A 6,873-nucleotide genomic window follows, 5' to 3' on the forward strand; every position below is an offset into this window, starting at 1 on the left:
CCGGGCGGGTCGATCATGCGGCCTCCTCGCCGCCGTAGCCTGAGCCCTACCCGCACCGCTGCCCCGGCCGCGGCGCCCGGGCGGGTCGATCATGCGGCCTCCTCGTCGCGGGCCGGGCGCCGCGGCCGGGGCAGCGGTGCGGGTAGGGCTCAGGCTACGGCGGCGGATCCGCCACGGCGAGGCCCCGTCCGGGTCACGGGCGCGCCGTCGCGGCCGGATCGGGCCAGGATCCGGACATGACCATCGACGAACGCCCCGCCCTCACCGACGCCCAGCTCACCGCCCGCGACCACGTCCCCGGGCTCGTCCACCACGTCGTGCTCTTCCGCCTCCGCGACGACGCGGCGCCCGCCGACCGCGACGAGGTGGAGCGCCGCTTCCGGGCGCTCGCCGACTCCCGGCACCCCGACGGCTCCGGGCCCTACATCCGCTCGCTTCACGCCGGTCGGCAGTCGAGCCCCGAGGGCGTCGGCCGCGGGTTCGAGCTCGGCTTCGTGCTCACCTTCTCCTCGGAGGGCGACCGCAACCTGTACCTCGGCGAGCCGCTGATCGCGGATCCGGCGTGCATCGACGCGCAGCACGCCGCCTTCAAGGACCTCGTCGGGCCGCTGCTCGCGCCGGATCCGCACGGCGTGCTGGTGTTCGACTTCACCGAGCCGGTGGCGTCGGCCGACGGATCCGCGGGGGCGCCAGCCGCCTGATCCCGCGCCCCAGATGCGGGCCGCGCCGCCGGCGGGGTCGCGCGGCATCGACGCGGCAGCCAGCCTGGACCGACCGACCGACCGACCGACCGACCGCCCGCCCGACGAGACGAGTCCCGTGCCCGCATCCGCCCGCCCCACCGCCTCCGCCACGCCTTCCACCGCGCGCGCCGATCTCCCCGATCCCCGCCTCGACGCGCAGACGCGCCGCCCGCAGTCGTGGATGCCCGCCGTCGCGGTCGCGCTCCTCGCCTGGGTCGTGCTCGGCGTGGGGCTCGGCCTCGCCGTCGGCATCGCGGAGGCGGTGGCGCGGGCGACCGGCGCCGGCCTGCTCGTGAAGGTCGTGCTGCAGGCCGTGCTCATGTCCGCGCTCGTCGTGCCCGCCGTCGTCCTGCTGCGGAGGCGGGTCGATCGGCGGAGCCTCGCCGGCCTCGGCCTGTCGCGGCGGATCGGGCGGCCGATCGCGCTGGGCGTCGGGGTGGGAGCGATCACGGGCGCGGTCGTCTGGGTCCCGGCCGGCCTCCTCGGCTGGATCCGCGTCGACGGCGTCGACCTCGCCGCGTTCGCCGGCTTCCTCCTCCTCAACGGCGTCGTCCTCGCGCTCTACGAGGCGATCCCGGAGGAGCTCGCCCTCCGCGGATACGTCTGGACCAACCTGCGCGACGGGACCGGCCTCGTCGTCGCCACGCTCCTCACCACCGCGCTCTTCCCGGCGATCGGCCTCGTCATCGAGTCCGGCCGCTGGATCGTCCTGACCGTCGCGGGATCCGACACCGGCGCCTTCACGCCGATACCCGAGGGCAGCGACGCGATCGCCTACGTGCTCCAGCTCGGTCTGTTCGGCCTCGCGCTCGTCGCGGCGCGGCGGATCCCGATGGAGGGCGCGCTCCTCATCGCCATGGCGTTCCACTGGACGCAGCTCACCGTGACCCGCGTGCTGCTGGGCGGCATGGGCTGGGCGTCGTCGGGCTGGGACGTGGCGTTCGTCGAGCCCGACGCGATCGTGCTGGTGCTCGCGCACATCGTGCTGGCCGGCCTCGTCTTCGTCGCGGTGCGGAAGCGGATGGAGCGTCGGACGCCCGGGCTCCGGCCGGCGCGCGGAGGCCGCGTCCAGGATCCCGACCTACGGTAGGGATGTCCATGCGATCGCATGGACCAGTGGCTCCGCCCACGAGACGCGGGCCGCCGTCCCCGACTCGTCAGGAGACCCCATGACCACCACCCGCTTCACCGACAAGGTCGTCCTCATCACCGGCGGAGGCTCCGGCCTCGGCCGCGCCGCCGCCGTCCGCCTCGCCGTCGAGGGCGCGCGCCTCGCGCTCGTCGACATCTCCTCGACGGGCCTCGCCGCCACCGTCGAGGCCGTCCGCGCCGCGTCGCCCGACGCCGAGGTCCTCACCGTCGTCTCCGACGTGTCGCAGGAGTCCGACGTCGACGCGTACGTCAGCCAGACGGTCGAGCGCTTCGGCCGCATCGACGGCTTCTTCAACAACGCCGGCATCGAGGGCCGCCAGAACCTCACCGAGGACTTCACGGCCGCCGAGTTCGACAAGGTCGTCTCCATCAACCTCCGCGGCGTGTTCCTCGGCCTCGAGAAGGTCCTCGCCGTCATGCGCGAGCAGGGCTCCGGCATGGTCGTCAACACCGCGAGCGTCGGCGGGATCCGCGGCGTCGGCAACCAGTCCGGCTACGCGGCCGCCAAGCACGGCGTCGTCGGCCTCACCCGCAACTCCGCCGTCGAGTACGGCCAGTTCGGCATCCGCATCAACGCCATCGCGCCCGGCGCCATCTGGACGCCCATGGTCGAGGAGTCGATGAAGCAGATCAGCGCGGACGACCCCCGCGGTGCGGCGGAGGAGTTCATCCAGGGCAACCCGACGAAGCGCTACGGCGAGGCCGAGGAGATCGCCTCCGTCGTCGCGTTCCTGCTCTCGGACGACGCGGCCTACGTGAACGCGGCCGTGCTGCCGATCGACGGCGGGCAGTCCGCGAAGTACTGACCGCCACGCACTCACCGGCTCGGACCGCATCGGCCGGCCGGCCGGCGCGGTCAGCCGAACGGCGGTGTGGGCACCTGGCAGGTCACGGGCTGTCCCGCCGCCGCGGTGGAGGTCGCGATCTCCCGCACTCCGTCGACGAGGATCCGGCAGGTCAGCGCCTCCCCGTCCGCCGGCGAGGCCTGCACGAAGGCCCAGTCCTCCGCCGTGACCACGGACTCCACCGACCAGATGGAGCTCGCGGAGTCGTCGCCCGGTGAGAAGGACGCCTGCCCGACCTCCTTCACGACGGACGGGCGCCCGCGGTGCGAGGCCTCCGCGTACGACACGTCGGTCAGCCCGGCGTCGGCGGGTCCCGTGGTGGTCACCTCGTAGGTGATCGAGTAGATGTCGGCCAGGTCGTCGGCGAGGCCCGAGCAGCCGGCGAGGGCGAGGGACGCGGCACCGACCGCGAGGGCGGTCCCGGTGCGTACGGCCATGCGGCGGGATGAGGCGATGGTCATGCCCCCAGTGTGGCGAGCCTGCCGCGCCCGCCTCGTCCGTCCGAGGTGCCGGGATCGATGCACGACCAGCACCTCGGTACCACCCGCGCCGGATCCGCCGCCCGGGCCGCTCCTCAGACCACCGCGCTCCGCAGCGGCGCCGTCGCGAACTCCCGCATGCCCTCCTCGAACGTCATGCGCGGCTCCCAGCCCAGCTCCGCGCGCAGCCTGTCGGACGACGCCGTGATGTGCCGGACGTCGCCGAGCCGGTACTCGCCCGTGGTGACGGGCGCGGATCCGCCCGCCTCGCGCGCGAGCGCCTCCGCCATCTCGCCGATGGTGTGCACGGTGCCGCTGCCGACGTTGAAGGCGCGGAAGGAGCCGGCCTCGCGGGTCCCGGTCCACTCGAGCGCGGCGAGGTTCGCGCCGGCCACGTCGCGCACGTGCACGAAGTCGCGGCGCTGCCGGCCGTCCTCGAACACGCGGGGCGCCTCGCCGCGCGCGAGGGCGGAACGGAACAGCGACGCGACGCCCGCGTAGGGCGTGTTCTGCGGCATGCCCGGCCCGTAGACGTTGTGGTACCGGAGGGCGGCGGCGCGACCGCCCGTGGCGCGGGCCCAGGAGCTCGCGAGGTTCTCCTGCGCGAGCTTCGTCGTGGCGTACACGTTGCGCGGATCCAGCGGCACGTCCTCGCCGATGAGCGTGGGGACGAGCGGCTCGCCCGTCGCGGGGTCCACCGGGTCGAAGAGCCCGGCGTCGAGGTCGGCGACGCGGCGCGCGGGCGGGCGCACGGGTCCGTCGGCGCCCGCGTACGCGCCCTCGCCGTAGACGACCATCGAGCTCGCGAGCACGAGCCGGTCGATGCCCGCGCGGGTCATCCCGGCCAGCAGGATCGCGGTGCCGCCGTCGTTGGTCAGCACGTAGTCGGGCGCGTCGAGGAAGTCGACGCCGAGCCCGACCTTCGCGGCCTGGTGGCAGACGACGTCGACGCCGTCGAGGGCGCGGGCGATGGCATCCGGATCCGTGACGTCGCCGCGCACGAGCTCGACGCGGGGGTCGATCTCCGGCTCGCCGCCGTGCACGTCGGCCCGCAGCGAGTCGAGGATCCGCACGCGGCGTCCCTCCTCGAGCGCGGCCTCGACGATCGCGCCGCCGATGAAGCCCGCTCCTCCCGTGACGAGGAGGATCCCGTCGCTCACGAGCGCGCGCCGGTCGTCGGGCGCGCGAGCACGGACGCGACCGCGTCCGGGTCGATGAGCGGGCGTCCGCGGTAGTCCTCGGGGATCGCCCGGATCACCGCCTCGATCGCCCGCACGATGCGCGGCTGCGCCTCCTTCAGGCGCGTGAAGACCAGCTCGGCCGTGACGGCGTCGCCCTGCTCGCCGGGCAGCGGCGCGAGGCCCGCGTCGGCGTCCGTGACGAACGACAGGTTCACGGTGCCGATGTTGAGCTCGGACGCGAGCACGACCTCGGGGTACTGCGTCATGTTCACGATGTGGGCGCCCGCCTGCCGGAACCACAGCGACTCCGCGCGCGTCGAGAAGCGCGGGCCCTGGATCACGACGACGGTGCCCGAGGTGCGCAGCGGCCCCGCGGGATCCGCGTGCTCGCCGCCCTCCAGCTCCACGAGCGCGGCGGCCGCCAGCGCGTGCAGGTCGGGGTCGAAGGGATCCGCAGCGGACAGGTGCTGCACCACGCCGGCGTCGAAGAAGGTGTCCGGCCGGCCCCACGTGCGGTCGAGCAGCTGGTCGGTGAGCACGAGCGATCCCGGCGGGTAGTCCGGCGAGACGCCCCCCACGGCCGACGACGACACGATGGCCGAGACGCCGAGCGAGGCCAGCGCCCAGACGTTGGCGCGGTAGTCGATGAGGTGCGGCGCGACCGAGTGGTCGGCGCCGTGCCGGGTGAGGAACGCGACGCGGCGCCCGGCCAGCTCGCCGACCGTCACCTCGCTCGAGGTGGGGCCGAACGGCGTCTCGATGCGGTGCGACGCGCTCGTCGCGGGGTCGAGCAGGGAGTAGAGGCCGGATCCGCCGATCACGCCGATGTCGGCGCGGAGGGCGGGCGCGGGGGTCGCCGGGGCGGGGGTGTCGGTCACGTCGTGCTCCTTCGGGTGGGTGCCCAGTCAACCAGGGCGCGGTGGACGCGGGCTCGAGGGCCCCGCCGCCCGCGCCCCGGCCGCGGATCCGCTCAGTTGAGCGGCCGCGTCCCCTCGGGCAGCGCGCCGCCCGCGTAGAGGTCCTTCGCCGTGTCCTGGAGCGCGGTCAGGGCGACGCGCTGGGTCCACGGGCCGTACGAGATGCGGCCCACGCCGAGCTCCTCGAAGCGCGCGGGGGAGAGGGATCCGGGGATCCCGATGACCGTGAGGCGCTGCGGGCCGACGGCGTCGACGAGCGTGCGCACCTCGTCCTCCGTGAGCGGGCCGGGCACGAAGACGCTCGTGGCGCCCGCGGCCATGTAGGCGCGGGTGCGCTCGACGGCGTCGGCGAGGATGTCCGACCGGTCGCGGTCGCCACCCAGCACGTAGGCGTCGGTTCGGGCGTTGAGCGCGAACGGCACGCCCTCGGCCTGCGCGGCGGCGACGGCGGCCTCGACCGCGCGCACGGAGTCGGCGATGGGGCGCATCCCGTCCTCGAGGTTGGCGCCGACGACGCCCACGCCGATGGCGCGGCGCACGGTCTCGCCCGCATCGCCGTAGCCGGACTCGAGGTCGGCGGAGACGGGCTGCTCGACGGCCGCGACGATGCGGCCGATCATGTCGAGGTGGAGGTCGAGGGGGATCCGCTCGCCGTCCTCGTAGCCGAACGTGGCGGCGATGGAGTGGCTCGCGGTGGCGAGCGCCTTCGTCTCGGGGAGCGATCCGATGGCGGCGGCCGTGATGGCGTCCCATACGTTCACCACCCTCAGGAGCTCGGGTGCGGTGTGGAGGTCGACGAGGGTCTGCCCGCGGGCGGCGATGGTCATGACCCGACCCTAGGGCGGCCGGGCGCCGCGCGGCAGGGGCGGCTTCGGGACCCGGACACGGAACCGCGGACGCGTCCTGGGGAGGGCGGTTCTGCGTCAGCGCGGGCGGTCAGCGGCGGACCGCACGGCCGCCACGACCAGGCCTGCGCCCGCCGTGAGCAGCGTGAGGGCCGCGACGAGCAGCAGCAGGCCGAGGTCGGATCCGCCCGTGTGGACGACGGCCCCGGCGACACCGAGCACGATCGCGGCGGCCAGCAGCACGGCGCCGACCGCGGCGGCCACGTGGCGCCGGACGGCGGCGCGGCGCTCGTCCGGATCCATGCGCACAGGGTCTCGCGCCCGTCCGCCGACGGCAAGGCCCGTGGCCGGGGAAGATCCGGCCGCGTCGGGGATGATGGGGTGATGAGCCCCGACCGCCCCGCGGACCGCCGACGACGCACGGTCGACGAGCACCGCGCGGCCGTGTCCGCGCTCCTCGCCCCGCTCGCCGACCTGCCCGCGGAGGAGCTGCCGGTCTCCGCCGAGGCGCTCGCCGCTGATCCGCACCGCTACGCCGACCGCGTGCTCGCCGTCGACGTCACGAGCCCCATCGACCTGCCGCCGTTCCGCAACTCGCAGATGGACGGCTACGCGGTGCGCGCGGCCGACCTCGCGGGCGCGACGAGCGTCCGACCGGCCGTCCTCCCCATCGCGGCGCGGATCCCCGCGGGCACCGCCCCCGCGCCGCTC

The 6,873-nt window shown here is 75.1% G+C and carries 8 protein-coding genes and 1 pseudogene; 4 read left to right on the forward strand and 5 right to left on the reverse strand.

The window, feature by feature from the left end:
* Positions 1-236 precede the first annotated feature (236 nt).
* From DZG00_RS10505 to DZG00_RS10515, 3 genes are all read left to right on the forward strand, one after another.
* Positions 237-701 carry a Dabb family protein gene (locus DZG00_RS10505; RefSeq protein ID WP_119455601.1) on the forward strand — a complete coding sequence of 155 codons (465 nt, stop codon included), beginning with the start codon at positions 237-239 and terminating at the stop codon, positions 699-701.
* Between the two features lie 118 nt (positions 702-819).
* Complete coding sequence (locus DZG00_RS10510; RefSeq protein WP_119382302.1) at positions 820-1,833, forward strand: CPBP family glutamic-type intramembrane protease; 1,014 nt, start codon at positions 820-822, stop codon at positions 1,831-1,833.
* Positions 1,834-1,912: 79 nt separating this feature from the next.
* Positions 1,913-2,701, forward strand: coding sequence for a glucose 1-dehydrogenase (locus tag DZG00_RS10515; RefSeq protein WP_119382297.1), 789 nt, complete (start codon positions 1,913-1,915; stop codon positions 2,699-2,701).
* 50 nt (positions 2,702-2,751) lie between these two features.
* Here DZG00_RS10515 and DZG00_RS10520 read toward each other — a convergent pair whose 3' ends face one another.
* From DZG00_RS10520 to DZG00_RS10540, 5 genes are all read right to left on the reverse strand, one after another.
* On the reverse strand, positions 2,752-3,201 hold the full coding sequence (locus DZG00_RS10520; RefSeq protein ID WP_119382298.1) for a hypothetical protein: 450 nt from the start codon (positions 3,199-3,201) through the stop codon (positions 2,752-2,754).
* 113 nt (positions 3,202-3,314) lie between these two features.
* Positions 3,315-4,379, reverse strand: a complete 1,065-nt coding sequence (locus DZG00_RS10525) for an NAD-dependent epimerase/dehydratase family protein (RefSeq protein WP_119382299.1) — start codon at positions 4,377-4,379, stop codon at positions 3,315-3,317.
* Entirely contained in the window at positions 4,376-5,278 is a 903-nt protein-coding gene (locus tag DZG00_RS10530; protein ID WP_119382300.1) for an MTAP family purine nucleoside phosphorylase, read from the reverse strand. The genes DZG00_RS10525 and DZG00_RS10530 overlap by 4 nt, the downstream gene beginning before the upstream one ends.
* A 92-nt stretch (positions 5,279-5,370) precedes the next feature.
* Complete coding sequence (locus DZG00_RS10535; RefSeq protein ID WP_119382301.1) at positions 5,371-6,144, reverse strand: isocitrate lyase/PEP mutase family protein; 774 nt, start codon at positions 6,142-6,144, stop codon at positions 5,371-5,373.
* Between the two features lie 96 nt (positions 6,145-6,240).
* The gene (locus DZG00_RS10540; protein WP_119455602.1) at positions 6,241-6,465 is read right to left on the reverse strand and encodes a hypothetical protein; all 225 of its coding nucleotides are present in this window, start codon (positions 6,463-6,465) and stop codon (positions 6,241-6,243) included.
* Between the two features lie 81 nt (positions 6,466-6,546).
* On the opposite strand from DZG00_RS10540, the pseudogene DZG00_RS10545 reads away from it, so the two are divergent.
* Positions 6,547-6,873 (forward strand): annotated as a pseudogene (locus DZG00_RS10545) (gephyrin-like molybdotransferase Glp); the annotation flags it as partial.

Origin of the sequence: Clavibacter lycopersici (assembly GCF_003576405.1) — a bacterium.
GTDB lineage: Bacteria > Actinomycetota > Actinomycetes > Actinomycetales > Microbacteriaceae > Clavibacter > Clavibacter lycopersici.